We start from the raw sequence: 16925 nt of genomic DNA, 5'->3' as shown, positions 1-16925 counted from the left end.
GTTTCCGCCCGCTCAGGCCGGTCGCAGCCCGGTGTACGTCACCGTCCCCCGCGCCACCGCGCAGCCGGTGAGGTGCCCGCCGGACTCGCCGACCGACCGGACGAACGCCAACTCCCCGGCGGGGTCGGCGTCGAGGTCGAACGCCCGGTGGACGGGTGTCTCCCGGCCCGACCCGGCCGCCCGCACCGCGCCGGCCCGCTCGTAGTGGGCCACCAGCGTGGGCAGGTCCTCGTCGCGGACGGCCTCGGCGAGCGCGTCGAGCGCGGCCCGCACCTCGGCCAACTGCCGCAGCACCTGCTCCCGGTTGGCCAGCAGCATGGCGGCGGTCCGCCGGGCCGGGGTGGTCGCCACCCGGGTGCCGTCGCGGAAGCTGCCGGCGGCGAGCCGGACCACCGCGTCGCGCACCGTCGAGTCGGCGGCCGCCCCGGCCAGACCGCCGGCCAGCAGGTGCGGCACGTGCGAGGACAGCGCCACGACCCGGTCGTGCACCTGCGGCGACATGGGCACGACGTGCGCGCCGAAGACGTCCACGACCAGCCCGACCAGCGTCCGGAACGCCACCAGCCCGTCGGCGCTCGGGCAGAGCACCCAGGCCGCGTCGGCGAACAGGCCGGCCCGGGCGGCGGTGAGCCCGGCCCGTTCGGTGCCGGCCATCGGGTGTCCGGGGACGAACCGGCCGGTCAACCCGTGTGCCCCGGCGAACCCGGCGATCGCGGCCTTGGTGCTGCCCACGTCGGTGACGATGCACCGCTCACCGGTCAGCCCCGCCACCGTGAGCAGGGTCTGCGGCAGGCTGGGCAGCGGGCCGGCGAGGAACACCACGTCCCGGTCGCGGACCGCGTCGCCGAGGTCGTCGGGGAGGTCGATGCCCCGGCGACGGCCCTCGGCCCGGGTCGCCGGGTCCGGGTCCCAGCCGGTCACCCGCACGCCCGCCCCGTGCAGCCGTAGCAGGATCGACCCGCCGATCAGGCCGGTACCCACCACGGCGACCCGGAGCCGGCCGACGTCGTCACCCACCGCAGGTGTCCTACGGCTGGGCGAGCCGCTGCGCGACCGCCGCGACGTGCGTGTCGGACCCGGTGAGCGCCACCCGGACGTGCCGCTGCCCGGCCGGGCCGTAGAAGGCCCCGGCGGCGACCAGGACGCCCCGGCGGGCCAGCCAGTCGACGGTGTCCCAGCAGTCCTCGTCGCGGGTGAGCCACAGGTAGAGGCCCGCCTCGGAGTGCTCCAGCCGGAACCCCGCCCCGGTGAACGCGGCGAGCAGCGTCTCCCGCCGGGCCCGGTAGCGTTCCCGCTGTTCGTCGGCGTGTGCCTGGTCGCCGAGCGCGGCCACCATGGCGGCCTGCACCGGCGCCGGGACGATCATGCCGGCGTGCTTGCGGATCTTCAGTAGCTCGGCGACCAGCGCCGGGTCACCGGCGACGAACCCGGCCCGGTAGCCGGCCAGGTTGGACCGCTTGGACAGCGAGTGCACCGCCAGCACCGAGTCGTACGAGCCACCGCAGACCTCCGGCGCGAGCACCGACACCGGGGCGACATCGGCCGTCCAACCCAGCGGCAGGTAGCACTCGTCGCTGGCCACCACGGCACCGCGCTCCCGCGCCCAGTCGACCACCTTGCGCAGGTGGGCGGCGGGCAGCACCCGCCCGGTCGGGTTGCCGGGCGAGTTGACCCAGACCAGGCGTACCCGTGAGGTGGGGCCGACGGCGGTCAACGCGTCGGCACGGACGACCGTGGCACCGGCCAGCCGGGCCCCGTCCTCGTACGTCGGATAGGCGATCGTGGGCACCACGACCACGTCGCCGGGGCCGATCCCGAGCAGGGTGGGCAGCCAGGCGACCAGTTCCTTGGAACCGATCGTCGGCAGCACCCCGAGCCCGTCGACACCGGCGGCGCAGGCGCGCGCCACCCAGCCGGCGATGGCCTGCCGTAGCGCCGGGGTGCCCGCCGTCAACGGGTAACCCGGCGCGTCGGACGCGTCGGCCAGGGCCTGCCGGATCACCGTGGGCACCGGGTCGACAGGCGTGCCCATGGAGAGGTTGATCAGGCCGTCCGGGTGCGCCGCGGCCAGGGTGGCCGCGGCGTCCAGGGTGTCCCAGGTGAACTCGGGCAACCGGGCCGACACCGGCACGGGCCGACCCGGCGGCACCGGGGCGGGCCCGGCCGGACGCTCCGGCGCGGCCCCGGCCGGTGCCGCTGCGGGCCCGGCCGGTACCCCCGGTGTCACGGCGGCGGGCCGGTTCAGTGGCCCTCGCCGCGCGGCGGCTGGCCGGCGACGAACGTCGCGTCCTTCTCCACCTTGCCGATCTTCGACGCGCCGCCGGGCGAGCCCAGGTCCTCGAAGAACTCGTAGTTGGCGCCCGTGTAGTCCTTCCACTGCTCGGGGACGTCGTCCTCGTAGAAGATGGCCTCCACCGGGCAGACCGGCTCACAGGCACCACAGTCGACGCATTCGTCGGGGTGGATGTAGAGCATCCGGTTGCCCTCGTAAATGCAGTCGACCGGGCATTCCTCGATGCATGCCTTGTCGAGCACATCCACGCACGGCTCGGCGATGATGTAGGTCACCGGTCTTCTCCTCCGCAAGACTCGTCGCGATCACCCGCGACGCTAAGAGCCTAGTATCTCGCCGGGGAGGAGGTCGATCGTGCTCCGACAGCAGGATGTGGGACACCGGATCGTGGTTCGCCGCATTGTGGGGATTCGTGAGGGCCGGCCCCTCTTCTCGGACGCCCTCGGTGAGCTGGTCGAGCTGAGCGAGACCCATCTCACCATCGCCACCGCGCAGGGCCGGCTCCGGGTGCCGGTGGCCGAGGTGCACCGGGCCAAGCGGGTGCCGCCGACCCGCCGGCCCACCGCCTCGGCCGTGGTCGAGCTGGAACTCGCGGCCGACGAGGCGTGGCCCGCCCCGGTACGCGGACAGCTCGGCGACTGGCTGCTGCGCTCCGCCGACGGCTGGACCGGACGGGCCAACTCGGCCCTGCCGGTGGGCGACCCGGACCGGCCGCTGCCGGCGGCGGTCGACGCCATCGAACGCTGGTACGCCGGACACCGCCAACCCGCCATGGTCAACACGCCGTTGCCGCTGGCCGTGCCGGTCGGCGTCGAACTGGACGCCCGGGGCTGGACCGCCCGCCCGCTGACCCTGGTCCAGACTGTTCCCCTGACCACCCTGCTCTCCGACCCGCACCGCACGTCCCCGGAGGGTGGCCCGACCCTGGACGGCGCGGGCCGGGACGGCGACGACCCGCCCGTGGTGCTCGACCCCGCGCCGTCCGAGGAGTGGCTCGCGGTCGCCGCCGGGCGCAAGGGCGGCCTGCCCGACTCCGCCCGGCACATCCTCACCGCCGTGGCCCGGGTCCGCTTCGCCCGGGTGTACGCCGACGGCGTGCTGGTGGCGACGGGCCGGGGCACGGTCACCGGGCAGGGTCGCTGGCTGGGGCTCAGCCTGATCGAGGTGGCCCCGTCGGCTCGCCGGCAGGGGCTGGCCGCCAGGGTCATCCGGGCGCTGGCCGCATGGGGCGCGGCCGAGGGGGCGACGCACGCCTTCCTGCAGGTGGAGCAGCGCAACACTGGGGCGGTGGCGCTCTACCGCAAGCTCGGCTTCACCACCCACCACACCTACCTGACCCGGGTCGCCCCGCCCACCTGACCCGCCCCGTACCGTGACCTGACCCGCCTGGGCACCTTGATCGACTCCTGTGGGCCGATGTTGCGACATCGCACCGGTCCGGATACCGCTATGTGCGTCCCCATGAGTTGATCAAGCCCGGCGGGCGCGCGGGTCAGCGCCGCACCACCCGACGCGGCTTGCCCACGTTGCGCTCGGCGTACCGCCGCAGTTGCTGCGAGCGGTAATCATGGCCGAGCGCGATCAGCACCAGGTAGCCGAGCGCCACGCCGGCCCCGGCGGCGACCAGGTAGAGCCAGATCTGGGCGAAGAACAGCCCCGCGCCGCCACCGAACGGGTTGTTCCCGACCAGCAGCGGGCCGACGAGCACCGTCAGCAGCAGCGCCACGGCCACCGCGGCGGACACGTCGGCACCCCAGCGCGCCGCCGGAACAGCCTTACCCCAGGTGAACACCACCCCGGCGAGGATCAGCCCGACCACGACGAACATGCCCAGCGAGACCCGGTCGGCGGCGGTGTCGTTCCCGTCGAAGCCGAGCTTGATGATCACCCGGGCCACCACGTTGACCGCGAACAGGGCCGCCGCGAGTACGCCGACCGCCCGCCACCGCTGTGTCATCACACGCCTCCCGCCCTACCACCCGCCCCGTCGGCGGGTCTCCTGGCAGGAATATCTACCACCGCAGGCTGTGTGTCGTCATCACCCGTCGTGGCGGCGCGGCTGCGGGCTGAGCATCTGCCGGAACGCCATCACCGCGAACGTCATCGCCCCGGTGGTGATCATCGCCAGCCCGACCCAGTTGTCCCCGGCGACCAGCAGGTCACCCTCGGCGGTCCGGACCGCCGCCACCGCCATCAGCACGAACCACGGCAGCGCCGGCAACGCCACCGCCCACCTGCGGCCGACCGTGGCGTACGCGAACCAGCTCACCGCGACCGCCCCCAGGATGGTGACCACCACCGACACCCCGATCAGCTGCCCGCCGGCCCGGACGGTGGACAGCAGCAGCCCGGTCACGGCGGTGAGCACCCCACCGACCACGGCGACCAGCCCACCGGCCACCCGCAGCACGACGTCGAGCAGGCGGGCCGTCCAGCCGGGCGGCGGCGGGACGGCGGCGGTCTCCTCCTCGACGACCGGCATCGGCGTGGCGGGCAGGGTCACCGGAGCCCGGCCGTCGCCGTGGCCGCCGACGCGTCATCCGCCGGGGCGGCCCGCTCCGGCCGGCGAGCCGTCGCGACCGGCCGTCCGGCCGCCGGATCGGGCCGGTCGCCCGGCAGGTCCGCCGGGTCCGGGTCGATCCCGGCGAACAGGTCGCTCTCCCAGCCGTACGGGCCGTCCCCGGGGCCGCGCTCCCCCACCGCCAGCGTGAAGTACTCCACGCCCATGAACTCCGCGCCGAAGTTACCGGCGATCGCGTACAGCCAGGAGTTGGCCGGGATCTGGGTGGCGTGCGCCCGCATCGCCGCCTCCTTGGCGGCGTGCTGGTCGGTGCCGTCGATCCGGGCGGCGATCTGGTCGTCGGGGGTGCCGAACGGCAGGTCGTCGACGCTGTCGATGGCGGCGAAGGGGTTGTCCGCCGACTCGGTGAAGTGGCTCATCCCGGCCTCCAGGACGCTGCGCGGCATCGCCGTCCAGTAGACCTTGGCCGGAGCGATGCCCTCCGCGCCCGCCAGCTCGTGTGCGCGCATCGCCACCCGGTGCGCCTGGATGTGGTCCGGGTGCCCGTAGAAGCCGTTCGGGTCGTAGGTGACCATGACCTGCGGTCGGACCTCCCGGATCACCTCCAGGAGCAACCCGGCGGCCTCGTCGAGGTCGGCCGACCAGAACGCCCGGGGGTGCCCGTTGGTGGGCATGCCCATCATCCCCGAGTCCCGGTAGCGGCCCGCGCCACCGAGGAACCGGTGGTCGGTGACGCCGAGCGCGGCGCAGGCGGCGGCCAGCTCGCCGATGCGGAACCCGCCGAGCTGGTCGGCCTCGGCGGCGGCGAGCTGCGCCAGCGCCGGCACGTGGATCTCGCCCTCCTCGCCGAGGGTGCAGGTCACCAGCGTGACGTGGGCCCCGGCGGCAGCGTAGTGCGCCATCGTCGACCCGGTGCCGATGGACTCGTCGTCGGGGTGCGCGTGGACCAGCAGGAGGCGTCGGTCGGGCAGCGTCGTCACGACCGTCACTCTAACCGGCGGTCCCCGGGCCCCGGGGCGTACGCGTCCAGGCAGGTAGGCCACATCACGCCCGGCCCGGCTCTACGATCCGGGTTGTGGACTTTCCCGAGCTGGCCGCCCGTACCCGTCGGTTCAGCCACGGGGCGCCGCGCGCCGTTTCCGTGGCCGACGACGGTTCCCGGGTGGTCTTCCTCCGCTCGGGCGGCCCGGAGGACCCGGCCGACGCGCTCTGGGCGCTGGAGACAGCCTCCGCCGAGGAACGGCTGATCGCCGACCCGGCCATGCTGCTCGGCGAGGACGCCGACCCGGCGGCGCTGGCCCCGGGCGAGCGGGCGTTGCGTGAACGCCGCCGGCTCACCGCCGCCGGCATCGGCTCGTACGCCCTGGACGGCGCGGGCCGGGTGGCGGTGTTCGCGCTGGCCGGTCGGTTGTTCCGGGCCGACCTGGTGCACGGCGACGTGATCGAGGTGGCCACCGTCGGGCCGGTGATCGACCCCCGCCCCGACCCGACCGGGCAGCGGGTGGCGTACGTGACCGACGCCGCCGACGGGGTACGCCGGGGCGAGCTGCGGGTGGTCGCCCCGGACGGCACCGACACCCTGCTGGCCGGCGAGGACGGCGGAGTGACCTGGGGGCTCGCCGAGCACGTCGCGGCGGAGGAGTTCGGCCGGTTCCGGGGCTACTGGTGGGCCCCGGACGGACGGACGGTGCTCGCCGCCCGGGTCGACGAGTCCCGGCTGCCCCGCTGGCACCTGCACGACCCGGCGGACCCGGCGACCCCGCCGACCACCGTCGCGTACCCCCGGGCGGGTGGGCCGAACGCCGAGGTCAGCCTGCACCTGCTCGACCTGGACGACGGCTGGGTCGACGTGCACTGGGACCGGGAGACCTACCCGTACCTGACCTCGGTCGACTGGGCCGACGGCAACCCGCTGATCACCGTGCTGCGCCGGTCCCAGCAGCACGGCCTGGTGCTGGCGGTGGACCCGCGCACCGGGGAGACGCAGGTGCACGCCGAGCTGGCCGACCCGCGCTGGGTGGAGCCGATCCCCGGCACCCCGGCGCACCTGCCCGACGGCCGGGTGCTGGTCGGCGGCGAACTGGCCCACGACGGGTACGACGCCCGCTGCCTGTTCGCCGACGGCACCCTGCTCACCCCGCCCTCGCTGTACGTGCGGCGGGTGGTGGGCCGGCTGCCCTCCGGCCCCGGCCCGGCCGACCTGCTGGTGGAGGCGAGCGAGGGCGAACCGAGCCAACGGCACCTCTACCGGGTCCGTACGGTGATCGGTGGTGGGGTGGACGCCCGCCGGATGAGCAGCACCCCCGGCTGGCACACGGCGGCGGTCGGCGGGGACACCCTGGTCGTCGGGACCGCCTCGCTGGACGACGCGGGGACGACCTGGTCGGTGTGGCGCGGCGACGGCGAGGTGGCCCGGCTGCGGTCGCTGGCCGCGACCCCCTCGTCGGCACCCCGGCCGATGCTGGTCCGGGTGACCGACAGGCGGTTACCGACGGCGGTGCTCTACCCGTCCGAGCACGTCAAGGGCACCCGGTTGCCGGTGCTGCTGGACGTCTACGGCGGCCCCGGCCACCAGGAGGTGGTGGCCGCCCGGTCGGCCTGGCTGGAACGGCAGTGGTGGGCGGACTCCGGGTTCGCCGTGGTCACCATCGACAACCGGGGTACGCCGGGCGTGGCGCCGTCGTTCGAGAAGGCGATCCACCGGCGGGTGGCCGACGTGATCCTGACCGACCAGGTGGACGCGTTGACCGCGCTCGCCGGCAAGCACCCCGACCTGGACCTTGCGCGGGTGGCGATCCGGGGGTGGTCGTTCGGCGGCTGGCTGGCCGGGCTGGCGGTGCTGCGCCATCCGGAGCTGTTCCGGTGCGGCATCGCCGGTGCCCCGGTCAGCGACTGGGCGCTGTACGACACCGCGTACACCGAGCGCTACCTCGGCCTGCCCGACGACGGCATCGACGTGTACGGGCACCACTCGCTGGTGGAGCTGGCGGCGGAGCCGCTGCATCCCGGCGAGCCGGCCCGGCCGCTGCTGCTGGTGCACGGCATGGTCGACGACAACGTGGTGGCCGCGCACACGCTGCGGCTGTCGGCGGCGCTGCTGTCGACCGGCCGGCCGCACGCGGTGCTGCCGCTGACCGGGGCCACCCACATGGCGGCCGGAGGGATGTCCGAACGCCTGCTCCGTCTGGAACTCGACTTCCTCCGTACCCACCTGGGCTGAGCCGTGGCCGGACCGTCCCGCCGGACCGGGCCGGGGGTCGCCGGGCGGGCGACCGCGCGGTGCGGCGGCGGGCGGTGGACCGCCGGTCGGGCGGGTCAGCGGGGCGGCGGCCGGGCGACTCAGCCAGCTGCGGATCGCCGGCCGGGCAGGTCAGCCGGCGGTGGGGCGGCGGGCCAGCAGGGCGAAGGCGTTCGGCAGCCGGCCCCGGAAGGCCGCCGCGTCGACGTCGCCCATCCGCCAGAACGGCTCCGCGTACTCGTCGAGCTGCCGGATCTCCAGGCCGGCGGTGACCACGGCGGTGACGATCCGGCCGAGCGTCCACTGCCACATCACCGCCCCGTGGGCCGGGAAACTGTCGTCGGGGCAGACGAACGAGCGGCCGAAGTAGCTGCGGTCGGGTCGGATGCGCGGCTCGTCCAGGTCCCAGGTCCACAGGTCGGTGGCCGGGTGACCGTCGTGGACGAACAGGTGGCCGCCGGGGCGCAGCAGCCGGGCCATCTCCGTGGCCCAGGCGTCGATGTCGGGCATCCAGATCAGCGCGCCCTTGCCGGTGTAGACGAGGTCGACGCAGCCGTCGCGCAGCGGCACGCCGGGGACCGTCCCGAGCAGATAGTGACAGGCGGCGCCGAGGGCGTCGGCGCGCCCCCGCGCGCCCCGGATCGCGTGTTCGCTGTAGTCGACGCCGATCACCAGCCGGGCACCGGCGTCGACCAGGGCGACGTCGTCCTGCCCGTTGCCGCTCTGCGGGTGGACCACCAGCGGGCGGGTCGCCAGGATGTCGCGCAGCAGCGCGCGTTCGCTGGGGACGAGCGTGACGCCGGCCGCCGCCTCGGCCGTCATCTGGTCGTCGGCCCAGACCCGCTCCTGGTGGGCCAGTTCCCAGGCGGTCCGGTTGGCACGCGACGTCGGGTCCATACCCCGAACTGTCCCGACCGACCGCCCGGCGGTCAATCGAATTGCGCCCCTGTCCGGGGGTCGACGCCGACCCGGATCGACTCAACGTCACCGATATAGCGGTATCCGAGCCCCATGACACCCCAACATCGCCCCAATGACCCCACCCGCCCGCTCACGCCCCGCCACGCCCCGCCTTGCCCCGGCGATCAAGAGGTTCGCGTCATCCTGCGGCCGGAATCTGACGCAAACCTCTTGATCATCGGGGTCGGGTGGTGGACGAAGCGACCGAACGTCGGCACGGGGCTGCGGGAGAGGGCAGCGTCGATCACACTTTCGGGGGTCCCGCCCGCCCGACACCCCGGAGACGACATGCAGCCCTTGTACGAGGAGCGAACCGCGCGACGTCGTCCCGGCTGGATGTGGGCCGGGGCTGCTGCTGGGCTGCTGCTCGCCGGGGGGATGTTCGTGGGCAACAGCACCAGGGCCCGAACTCCGGTCGCGGCGAACCGGCCGCCGGGGGAGACGTTCGTGGCCTCGGGCACGGTGCTGCTCGGCGACCGGGGGTCCTTCGTCACCGACGGTCATGGTGGCTGCGCCGGGGCGGGCGGCCACGCCGACGTCCAAGAGGGTGCCCAGGTGGTCATCTTCGCCGGCCTCGGCTTCGCCGGTGGACGGTTGACCGACGCCCGTGCACTCGCCGACGGCACCTGCCAGTTCCGGTTCTCGGTGTCGGGAATTCCGGCCCGCCAGGACAGCTACCTGCTGATGGTTGCCGACCGGGATTCCCGGCAGTACGTCGAACAGGAACTGAAGAGCGCCCTGCTGGCCCTGCGGGTCGACTGACCGCCGGCCCGTCGCGCGACCCGGCCAGCGGCTCGTCGCCGCCCGGGTCGACCGCCCGGGTAGGCACCAGGGCCCAACTCGCGGCGCAGTTCGGTCAGTGGAACGGGCGCATCGCCCTCGTCGATGCGGGCCAGGGCCTCCCGGGCGGCAGCGACGTCGGCGGCATCCTCGGCGCGTTCGATCGTTTCGGCCAGCTCGGCGGGGACGATGGCGGCCAGTCGCTGCCCACGCCGGGTCACGTAGGTGATCCGCCCGGCGTAGTGGGCGCGGGAGACGACGTCCGCAAGACTGTCGCGGGCATCGGAGATCGGCAGTTCGGCGGCGGGCTCGCTCATGGCATCAATTGTCCAACAGAGCCGACGGGCCCCCTCACCATCGGCGTCGGGAGGGAGCCCGGTTCCGGCTCAGTGCGACGTCACTGCTTGACGTGGGCGTTGACGAAGGACGGGTAGCCGAAGACGCTGGAGATGAAGACCCCGCCCACCTTCGAGCCGTGCACCGTGTAGGCCACGTCCACGAAGAGCGGCACCACCGGTGCGTACTCGGTCATGATCCGCCGGTCGAGCTTGCCCCACTCGGGGCCCTGGTCGGCCGGGGGCAGGGCCTGGATGCGGTCGATCTCGGCGTTGACCGCCGGGTCGTTGAAGTACGCCTGGTTGCTGTTGCCCTCGGCCTTGATGGTGCGGCCGTCGTAGAGCACCGGCAGGATCGACGCGCCGCTGGGCCAGTCGGCGGCCCAGTTGCCGATGTAGAGGTCCCACGGGTTGTTCTTCTTCTTGATCTCGTCGAGTTTCGCGTCGTCCGGGATGTTGCGCAGCGTGATCCTGAACCCGGCGCGTTCCAGGTTGGCCTTGAGCTGGGTGCCCATCTGCTGCTCGGTGGTGTTGTCGGCCACCCCGAGGACCAGCTCCGGGGTCTTGCCGGCGAGCAGTTCCTTGGCCTTGTCGACGTCGCCGTTGGCGCCGGCCGGGTAGGCGTCGTACGCCTGGTAGCCGATGGTGGACGGCGGCATCAGGGTGGTCATCGGCTGGGCGACGGTCTGCCCGCCGAGCGCCTTGACCAGGCCGTCGCGGTCGATGGCGTAGTTGAGCGCCCGGCGGACGGCGAGGTCGGTGACCCGCTGGTTGTTGATGACGAGCTGGTTGGCGCTCGGCGTCGGCGACAGGACGCTGCGGGACTTGAGGCCCCGGTCCTGGGCGACCCGGGCGACCAGCGAGGCCGGCACGTAGTTCCAGGCCAACGCGCTCTGGTCGGCGCCGTTGTCGGCGATCACCCGGTTGACGGCCGCGTCGGCGGTCGGCCCGAAGGTCCACACGAACTGGTCCGGGTACTGGTGGCGGACCGGGTCGGTGGCGGCGTCCCAGTGCGGGTTGCGGTCCAGGGTGAGCTGCACCCCGGCCTGGTTCTTGGCGATCTTGTACGGCCCGGAGGAGAACGGCCGCTGGTCCAGGTTGACGCCGGTGTCCTGGTCCGGCCGCAGCGGCGCGGTGGTCGGCAGCGAGACCGCGAACGGCAGGTCACAGCGGGGCTTGGCGAACTCGAACCGCAGCGTCTTCGCATCCGGGGTGGTCAGCCCCGGCGGCAGCGACGTCTTGTTCTTCTTGAAGTCCCACTTCGTGTCGTACTGCGGGGTGTCGGCCAGCCACTCCTGGAGGTAGGTGGGGCCGCCGGTCAGGTCGGGGTCGAAGGAGCGGGCGATGCCGTACGCGATCTCCCGGGACGTGATCGGGCTGCCGTCCTCGAACTTCACCCCGTCCTTGATGGTGAACTCCCAGACCCGGCAGTCGCTGTTCACGTTGTTGCCCGGGTTCTGCGCCAGGTCACCGACGAGGACCAGGCCACCGTTGCCGTCGTCCTTCCAGGTGGTCAGGTAGCGGGCGAACAGCGGGTTGGCCATCAGGCCGGCGAACGAGTACGTCCGCTGCGGGTCCAGGTGGGAGATGGGGGTCTCCCGGATGATGGTGAAGGTGCCGCCCCGGGTCGCCCCCTCGACCTCGGCGGCGGGCCCCTGGGAGTCCTTCGGGTCGGTGGCGATCACCCCGGTCTGCTGCCGGCCGGTGTCCACCGTGGTGCCCTCGCCGGTGTTCTCCGAGCAGGCCCCCAACGCCACCACCAGGGCGATCGCCCCGCCGACGGCGGCTGCTGCGCGTGGTCGCATCTCCTACCTCCTCCACCCGGTCACCGGCGGGGTGACCGCCGACGTCCGGGGATCGTCAAGAAGAAAAACTTCGGACTGTTTAGCAGATTCCGGCAACTTCCACCGCCCGACGGGCCGGTCAGCGCAACCGCACCCGGGGATCGATCGCCGCGTAGAGCACGTCCACCAGCATGTTCGCCAGCACCACGAAGACCGCCGCGATCAGCACGGTCGCCATGATGGTGGGCAGGTCACCGGCGCGTACCGCGTCGACCGCCGTACGGCCCATACCGCCCAGGCCGAAGGTCGTCTCGGTGATCACCGTGCCGCCCAGCGCGCCGCCGACGTCCAGGCCGGCGATCGTCACCACCGGCGTGATCGCCGCGCGCAGCGCGTGCCGCCCGTACACCGTGCGTCTGGCCAGGCCCTTGGCCCGCGCGGTACGGACGAAGTCCTCCGACAACGTCTCCAGCATCTGCGCCCGGGACAGCCGGGCGTAGATCGCCGAGAACAGGAACGCCAGCGCCAGCCAGGCCAGCACCAGCCCACCGGCCCACCGGAGCGGGTCCTCGGACAACGGCGTGTAGCTCGGCACCGGCAGCCAGTGCAGCGTGTAGACGAACACCAGCAGCAGCACCGCCCCCACGAAATAGAGCTGCAACGACGCCCCGGCCAGCGAGAAGCCGATCGCCGCCCGGTCCAGCCAGGTGCCCCGGCGCAGTGCCGAGACCATGCCCAGGCCCACCCCGAGCAGCAGCCACAGCACCGCCGCCGGTACGACGATGCTCAACGTCACCGGCAGCACCCGGGCGATGGTGTCGCTGACCGCCTCGTTGGACACGTACGACCAGCCCAGGCAGGGTGCGTCGCACCTGCCGCCCTGGGCGCTGCCGAGATCCCGGCCGGTCACGATGCCCTTCATGTAGCCGGCGTACTGGCTGATCAGCGGGTCGCGCAGGCCCAGCTCCTGACGGACCCGCTCCAGCCGCTCCGGGTTGCAGTTCTTGGGGCACATGCCGGTGACCGGGTCGCTGGGCAGGGCGAAGAACATCAGGAAGCTGAGCACGCTGACCGCGAAGAGCGTCAACACCGCCGAGAAGAGCCGCTTGACCAGGAACCGCGCCATCGCCGGGCCCTCCTACCGGGACGACTTCGGGTCGAGCGCGTCGCGCAGCGCGTCACCGAAGAGGTTGAAGGCGAACACGAGCGCGAAGATCGTGATGCCGGGGAAGAAGACGTACGCCGGGTCGGTCTGGAGGTAGTCCAGGCTGCGGTAGATCATCCGACCGAAGCTGGGGGTGGCGTCGGTCAGCCCGACCCCGATGAACGACAGCGCCGCCTCACTGGTGATGTACGCCGGTACCGCCAGCGAGAAGGACACCAGGATCGGCGCCCAGAGGTTCGGCAGCAGTTGCCGGAACAGCATGTGTCCCAGCCCCGCGCCGCTGGCCCGCGCCGCCTCCACGAACTCCCGCTCGCGCAGCGCGATCACCTGTCCGCGTACCAGCCGGGCGGTGCTCGTCCAGCCGAACAGTGCGAAGATGGCGATCAGCACCCCGATCTGGAACGCGGCCGGCACCTCCTCGCGCTGGCCGTAGAAGCGCAGCGCGATGGTGGGCGTCAACGCCAGCGCGATGATCAGGAACGGCATCGCCAGGGTCAGGTCGGTGACCCAGTTGACCACCGCGTCCAGCCAGCCGCCCAGGTAGCCGGCGACGGTGCCCAGCACGACCCCGATAACCGCCGTGGTCACCGCGGCCGCCACGGCGATGAACAGCGAGGTACGCAGCCCGTGCACCAGCCGGATGAAGATGTCCCGGCCCAGCCCCGGCTCCAGCCCGAACCAGTGTTCCCCGGTCACCCCGCCGGCATAGCCGAGCGGCATCCCGAACCCGTCCAGCCGGGACTGGAACTGTTCCCGGGGGCCGATCCCGTACCCCCACTCGATCAGCGGCACGGCGAGCGCCACCAGCACGAAGAACACCAGCATCCCGCCGCTGACCAGGCCGGTGCGGTCCCGCCGCAGCCGGGCCCAGGCGAGTTGGCCGGGCGAGCGCCCGACGAACCCGGACCCGGGCCGGTCGCCACCCGTCGCGGCCTCGGCCCCGACCTCGGCCAGCGTCGCCGGGTCGACCGGGGACACACTCATGTCGCCACCTCCTCGGTGTCGCCGCCGACCCGACCCGCACCGGCCGGCGGCGGTCCGGTCTCCGGGAAATGGCAGGCGGTGGCGTGCCGGCGGTCGCCGTCGACCACCAGCGTCGGCTCCTCGCGGGCGCAGACGTCGCGCGCCCGGGGGCACCGGGTGCGAAACCGGCAGCCCGACGGCGGGTCCAGCGGCGTGGGCACGTCCCCGGTCAGCCTGATCCGCCCCGCCCCACCCGGCGCGGTCACGTCCGGGACGGCCGACAGCAGCGCCCGGGTGTACGGGTGCCGGGGAGACCGGTAGATGTCGTCCCGGTCGCCGATCTCGACGATCCGGCCCAGGTACATCACCGCGACCCGCTGGCAGAAGTGCCGCACCACGGCCAGGTCGTGCGCGATGAACACGAACGCCAGTCCGAGGTCGCGTTGCAGGTCCCGCAGCAGGTTCACCACCTGCGCCTGGATCGAGACGTCGAGCGCGGAGACCGGTTCGTCGGCGACGATCAGCTTCGGCCGCAGGGCCAGCGCGCGGGCGATCCCGATCCGCTGCCGCTGCCCGCCGGAGAACTCGTGCGGGTAGCGGTTGTAGTGCTCCGGGTTCAGCCCGACCAGTTCCAGCAGCTCGCGGACCCGCCGCCGCACCCCGCCTGGCGGGTCGATCCCGTTGACCTGCAACGGCATCGCCACGATCCGCCCGACGGTGTGCCGGGGGTTCAGCGAGGCGTACGGGTCCTGGAAGATGATCTGGAGGTCCTGCCGCAGTGGACGCAGCGCACGCCGACGGGCGTGGGTGATGTCCCGGCCGGCGAACTCGATCGTCCCGGCGGTCGGCTCCAGCAGCCGGACCAGCATCCGGCCGGTGGTGCTCTTGCCGCAGCCGGACTCCCCCACCAGGCCCAACGTCTCGCCGGGCCGCACGTCGAAGTCCAGCCCGTCCACCGCCCGCACCAGCCCGCGCGACCGCAGGCCGGTGCGGACCGGGAAGTGCTTGGTCAACCCCCGCACCCGCAACAACGGCTCACCGGCGCTCACCGGCCCGCCCTCCGCTCGCGACCGCGGCACGTCCGTCGTGCTCACCGGGACACCCCCGCCCCGGGAACGGCCTGGTGGGAGAGGGCCGCGCGATCACCGGCGGGAAGGTGGCAGGCGACCAGGTGGCCGGCCGCGCCCGCCGGGCCGAGCGCCGGCACCACCGTGCGGGAGCGGTCACCTGCGTACCGGCAGCGCGGGTGGAACGCGCAGCCGGACGGCAGGTCGATCAGCGAGGGCGGGTTGCCGGGGATGGGCACCAGGTCCGCGTCCGGGTCGCCGCGCAGCGACGGCACGCTGGAGAGCAACCCCCAGGTGTACGGGTGCTGCGGCCGGCGGAGCACCTGCGTCACGCTCCCCCGCTCGACCACCCGCCCGGCGTACATGACCAGCACGTCGTCGGCGACCTGGGCGACCACCCCCAGATCGTGGGTGATCAGCACGATCGCGGTTCGGAACTCGGCCTGCAGGTCGGCGAGCAGGTCGAGGATCTGGGCCTGCACCGTCACGTCCAGCGCGGTGGTCGGCTCGTCGGCGATGACCAGGGCCGGGTCGTTGACCAGCGCCATCGCGATCATCGCCCGTTGCCGCATGCCGCCGGAGAACTCGTGCGGGTACTGGTCGTAGCGGCGGGCCGGCTGCGGGATGCCCACCCGGTCGAGCATGTCCACCGCACGGGCCCGCGCCGCCCGCCGTCCGGCCCGGGGGTGGTGCACCCGGTACGCCTCGGCGATCTGCCGCCCCACGCTGTAGTAGGGGTGCAGCGCGGAGAGCGGGTCCTGGAAGATCATCGCCACGTCCCGGCCGCGCAGCCGGCGTACCTGCTCCTCGGGAAGGCCGACGAGTTGCCGCCCGCCGACGCTGATCGTGCCGGTGACGGTGCCGCGTCGGGGGTCGTGCAGGCCGAGCACGGCCAGCGCCGTGACGCTCTTGCCGGAGCCGGACTCGCCGACGATGCCGAGCGTCCGGCCACGCGGCACCGCGAAGGACACCCCGTCCACCGCACGCACCACGCCGTCGGCCGTGTCGAACCGCACCCGAAGGTCGTCCACCCGCAGGTACGGGTCGTCTCCTGCCTTCGGACTGTCCACGACCGCCTCCCCGGGGTTGTAGGGAACCTACAACAAAGAGCCGAGGCTGAAAATAAGCTACGGAGCGGGAGCTGTCACCGGACCACAGCGTAGTCGCCGCCCGGTGTCGTCGCCGTCCGGTCGCACCCGGGGTGCGACCATGGGCGAGGTGCCCGGTGGAGGATGCCCGGCGACACGAGGTGGAGGTGACCGGCCATGACCGCAGCGGTGTTCGGCCACGACGGACCGTGGACCGAAGAGGAGTACCTCTCCCTCGGCAAGACGTCCCAACGCGTCGAACTCTTCGACGGGAGCCTCCACGTGACCCCAGCGCCAACCCCCCGCCACCAGAACATCTCGGGAGAACTCCGGGCCGCGCTACGGCAGCCGGCCCGCAGTGCGCACCTGCGGGTCCTGGAGGCGGTCAACGTCCGCCTCAAGCCGGGTCGGATCACCATTCCCGATCTCGTCGTCACCGGCGAGATCGACTTCGACGAGGTCTACGTCGAGGCGCACGACGTCCACCTGGTGTGCGAGATCATCTCGCCCGGCAACGCGGCGACCGACAAGGTCCTCAAGATGCACTATTACGCCACCGCCGGGATCGAGTGGTACCTGCTGGTCGAGCAGCAGAACGGCAACCTGCACCTCTACCGCCGACACGGCCGGCACTACCTGGAGCACGCGGTCGCCAAGGTCGGGGAGACGCTCGACCTCACGGAGCCGGTGCGGGCCACGATCCGACCCGAGGATCTGCTGCCCTGACGGAT

At 73.2% G+C, this 16925-nt stretch carries 17 protein-coding genes; 4 read left to right on the top strand and 13 right to left on the bottom strand.

Annotated features, from left to right (window positions below):
- Window positions 1-12 precede the first annotated feature (12 nt).
- The 3 genes from ACN260_RS03555 to fdxA form a co-directional block, all read right to left on the bottom strand.
- Window positions 13-1017, bottom strand: a complete 1005-nt coding sequence (locus ACN260_RS03555; protein ID WP_422754685.1) for a prephenate dehydrogenase — start codon at window positions 1015-1017, stop codon at window positions 13-15.
- A 10-nt stretch (window positions 1018-1027) separates the two neighbouring features.
- The gene (dapC, locus tag ACN260_RS03550) at window positions 1028-2149 is read right to left on the bottom strand and encodes a succinyldiaminopimelate transaminase (protein ID WP_422756603.1); all 1122 of its coding nucleotides are present in this window, start codon (window positions 2147-2149) and stop codon (window positions 1028-1030) included.
- Window positions 2150-2241: 92 nt separating this feature from the next.
- Entirely contained in the window at window positions 2242-2568 is a 327-nt protein-coding gene (gene fdxA, locus ACN260_RS03545; protein WP_007072862.1) for a ferredoxin, read from the bottom strand.
- 79 nt (window positions 2569-2647) lie between these two features.
- Here fdxA and ACN260_RS03540 point away from each other — a divergent pair, with 79 nt between their 5' ends.
- A complete protein-coding gene (locus ACN260_RS03540; protein WP_422754684.1) occupies window positions 2648-3652 on the top strand; it encodes a GNAT family N-acetyltransferase in 1005 nt (334 codons plus the stop codon).
- 133 nt (window positions 3653-3785) lie between these two features.
- On the opposite strand, the gene ACN260_RS03535 is transcribed toward ACN260_RS03540, so the two are convergent.
- From ACN260_RS03535 to mshB, 3 genes are all read right to left on the bottom strand, one after another.
- Window positions 3786-4250 (bottom strand): hypothetical protein, encoded by a 465-nt coding sequence (locus tag ACN260_RS03535; RefSeq protein WP_422754683.1) that lies wholly within the window; start codon window positions 4248-4250, stop codon window positions 3786-3788.
- An 81-nt stretch (window positions 4251-4331) separates the two neighbouring features.
- Window positions 4332-4775, bottom strand: coding sequence for a hypothetical protein (locus tag ACN260_RS03530; RefSeq protein ID WP_422754682.1), 444 nt, complete (start codon window positions 4773-4775; stop codon window positions 4332-4334).
- A 17-nt stretch (window positions 4776-4792) separates the two neighbouring features.
- Entirely contained in the window at window positions 4793-5803 is a 1011-nt protein-coding gene (gene mshB / locus ACN260_RS03525) for an N-acetyl-1-D-myo-inositol-2-amino-2-deoxy-alpha-D-glucopyranoside deacetylase (RefSeq protein WP_422754681.1), read from the bottom strand.
- Between the two features lie 86 nt (window positions 5804-5889).
- On the opposite strand from mshB, the gene ACN260_RS03520 reads away from it, so the two are divergent.
- Window positions 5890-8034, top strand: a complete 2145-nt coding sequence (locus ACN260_RS03520) for a prolyl oligopeptidase family serine peptidase (RefSeq protein WP_422754680.1) — start codon at window positions 5890-5892, stop codon at window positions 8032-8034.
- Between the two features lie 150 nt (window positions 8035-8184).
- Here ACN260_RS03520 and ACN260_RS03515 read toward each other — a convergent pair whose 3' ends face one another.
- Window positions 8185-8949 carry a class I SAM-dependent methyltransferase gene (locus ACN260_RS03515; protein ID WP_422754679.1) on the bottom strand — a complete coding sequence of 255 codons (765 nt, stop codon included), beginning with the start codon at window positions 8947-8949 and terminating at the stop codon, window positions 8185-8187.
- 351 nt (window positions 8950-9300) lie between these two features.
- Here ACN260_RS03515 and ACN260_RS03510 point away from each other — a divergent pair, with 351 nt between their 5' ends.
- Entirely contained in the window at window positions 9301-9774 is a 474-nt protein-coding gene (locus ACN260_RS03510; RefSeq protein WP_422754678.1) for a hypothetical protein, read from the top strand.
- On the opposite strand, the gene ACN260_RS03505 is transcribed toward ACN260_RS03510, so the two are convergent.
- The 6 genes from ACN260_RS03505 to ACN260_RS03480 form a co-directional block, all read right to left on the bottom strand.
- The gene (locus ACN260_RS03505) at window positions 9687-10109 is read right to left on the bottom strand and encodes a type II toxin-antitoxin system prevent-host-death family antitoxin (protein ID WP_422754677.1); all 423 of its coding nucleotides are present in this window, start codon (window positions 10107-10109) and stop codon (window positions 9687-9689) included. The genes ACN260_RS03510 and ACN260_RS03505 overlap by 88 nt on opposite strands.
- Before the next feature lie 80 nt (window positions 10110-10189).
- Window positions 10190-11932 (bottom strand): ABC transporter substrate-binding protein, encoded by a 1743-nt coding sequence (locus ACN260_RS03500; RefSeq protein ID WP_422754676.1) that lies wholly within the window; start codon window positions 11930-11932, stop codon window positions 10190-10192.
- Window positions 11933-12050: 118 nt separating this feature from the next.
- Window positions 12051-13037 carry an ABC transporter permease gene (locus ACN260_RS03495; RefSeq protein ID WP_422754675.1) on the bottom strand — a complete coding sequence of 329 codons (987 nt, stop codon included), beginning with the start codon at window positions 13035-13037 and terminating at the stop codon, window positions 12051-12053.
- A gap of 12 nt (window positions 13038-13049) precedes the next feature.
- Window positions 13050-14060, bottom strand: coding sequence for an ABC transporter permease (locus ACN260_RS03490; protein ID WP_422754674.1), 1011 nt, complete (start codon window positions 14058-14060; stop codon window positions 13050-13052).
- Window positions 14057-15133 carry an ABC transporter ATP-binding protein gene (locus ACN260_RS03485; protein ID WP_422754673.1) on the bottom strand — a complete coding sequence of 359 codons (1077 nt, stop codon included), beginning with the start codon at window positions 15131-15133 and terminating at the stop codon, window positions 14057-14059. Before ACN260_RS03485 ends, ACN260_RS03490 begins: the two co-directional genes overlap by 4 nt.
- Window positions 15130-16176 (bottom strand): ABC transporter ATP-binding protein, encoded by a 1047-nt coding sequence (locus ACN260_RS03480; RefSeq protein ID WP_422754672.1) that lies wholly within the window; start codon window positions 16174-16176, stop codon window positions 15130-15132. Before ACN260_RS03480 ends, ACN260_RS03485 begins: the two co-directional genes overlap by 4 nt.
- Before the next feature lie 195 nt (window positions 16177-16371).
- On the opposite strand from ACN260_RS03480, the gene ACN260_RS03475 reads away from it, so the two are divergent.
- Window positions 16372-16920 carry a Uma2 family endonuclease gene (locus ACN260_RS03475; protein ID WP_421490112.1) on the top strand — a complete coding sequence of 183 codons (549 nt, stop codon included), beginning with the start codon at window positions 16372-16374 and terminating at the stop codon, window positions 16918-16920.
- The last annotated feature ends 5 nt before the right edge of the window (window positions 16921-16925 follow it).

Origin of the sequence: Micromonospora sp. WMMD708 (assembly GCF_049315245.1) — a bacterium.
GTDB lineage: Bacteria > Actinomycetota > Actinomycetes > Mycobacteriales > Micromonosporaceae > Micromonospora > Micromonospora wenchangensis.
Note: the sequence above shows the minus strand (reverse complement) of the source record. Positions and strands in the feature narration are given on the sequence as shown.